The organism is Streptosporangium vulgare (genome assembly GCF_042428775.1).
Classification (GTDB): domain Bacteria; phylum Actinomycetota; class Actinomycetes; order Streptosporangiales; family Streptosporangiaceae; genus Streptosporangium; species Streptosporangium vulgare.
On sequence record NZ_JBHMBS010000108.1, the window covers coordinates 1 to 1,383 of the forward strand.

At 23.8% G+C, this 1,383-nt stretch carries 2 protein-coding genes; both read left to right on the top strand.

Features of this window, described 5'->3' with window-relative positions; all coding sequences use genetic code 11:
- The first annotated feature begins 354 nt into the window (after positions 1-354).
- Entirely contained in the window at positions 355-1,110 is a 756-nt protein-coding gene (locus ACFFRH_RS44180; RefSeq protein ID WP_386164172.1) for a proton-conducting transporter transmembrane domain-containing protein, read from the top strand.
- 44 nt (positions 1,111-1,154) lie between these two features.
- The coding region (gene ndhC, locus ACFFRH_RS44185; RefSeq protein WP_386164174.1) for an NADH-quinone oxidoreductase subunit A at positions 1,155-1,383 on the top strand (229 nt) is incomplete at its 3' end.

Genomic DNA, 1,383 nt, shown 5'->3' on the forward strand with positions numbered 1-1,383 from the left:
TGTTCCATATTTTTAAGTACAAGCTTACTTTATGAAAATTCAGGTACTACTAATTTAGATAGTTTATATATAATAACAAGTATAACTAGTGTAAATAAAGAAGATTTCACGGGATTACTTTATTGATATAAATCTTATTATATTCATATAAGTTTATTGTTTATGTCTGTTGGGTTTTTATTTAAAGTTTCTGCAGCACCATTTCATTTTTGAAGTCCTGATGTGTACGATGGTATACCAACAATAGTTACAACTTTTGTAGCTATTGTCGCAAAAATATCTATTTTTATTTTTTTACTAGAATTAGTGCATTATACTAGTAAATCTATGTTTGATGTAGATTTTTCTTGAACTATGACATTATTATTTAGTTCTCTTTTATCATTAGTAATAGGTAGTATTGTAGGTTTAACACAATCTAGAATAAAAAGATTATTTGCTTTTAGTACAGTATCTCATGTAGGATTTATATTATTAGCTTTAAGTATACCTAGTGTAGAATCTACTCAAGCGTTTATGTTTTACTTAATGCAGTATTCTATATCAAATTTAAATTCTTTTATGTTACTTATAATTATAGGTTATTCATTATATTGTTATGTATATAATAATGATATAACTAAAAAAAATACGATTAAGGACGAGAATAACGAAAACTTAAAAGATATAAATAATTCTCCTATACAACTAATTGATCAGTTAAAGGGATATTATTATATAAATCCTTTCTTATCATTAAGTTTAGCTATAACTTTATTTTCATTTGCAGGTATACCACCACTATTAGGATTCTTTGGAAAACAGATGATTCTTAGTGCTGCAATTGATAATGGTTATATTTTTATGTCATTAGTCGCAATACTAACTAGTGTTATAAGTGCTGTATATTATTTAGTTATAATAAAACAAATATTTTTCGATAAACCAGATTATGTTATAAACAATGATTTAATCGATTTTAAAGCAGATGGTTTAATAACAGAAAAAAAAGTTATAGTTGAAAAAATTCATATAAAATTAAATAATATTGTTGTATCTAGTTCCTTAAGTTTACCTATATCCATCATAACTTTTATAATCTCAATATTTATTTTTATACCTGGAGAATGATTAAGTGTAGCTAATATATTAGCATTAATATTATTTAATATATAATGACAAGTACAACTTTTTTTATCATATTTATTCCTATATTATCGATAATTTTATTAGCTGTTAATCTAATATTAGCCCCACACAATCCCTACCAAGAGAAAGACAGTGTATTTGAATGTGGATTCCACTCATTCTTAGGTCAAAATAGAACACAATTTAGTATCTCATTTTTTATATTTGCATTATTATTTTTACTATTTGATTTGGAAATATTATTAGTATACCCAA

Coding starts and splice junctions, on each gene's coding strand:
- ACFFRH_RS44180 (WP_386164172.1), top strand. CDS start 355: ATGACATTATTATTTAGTTCTCTTTTATCATTAGTAATAGGTAGTATT.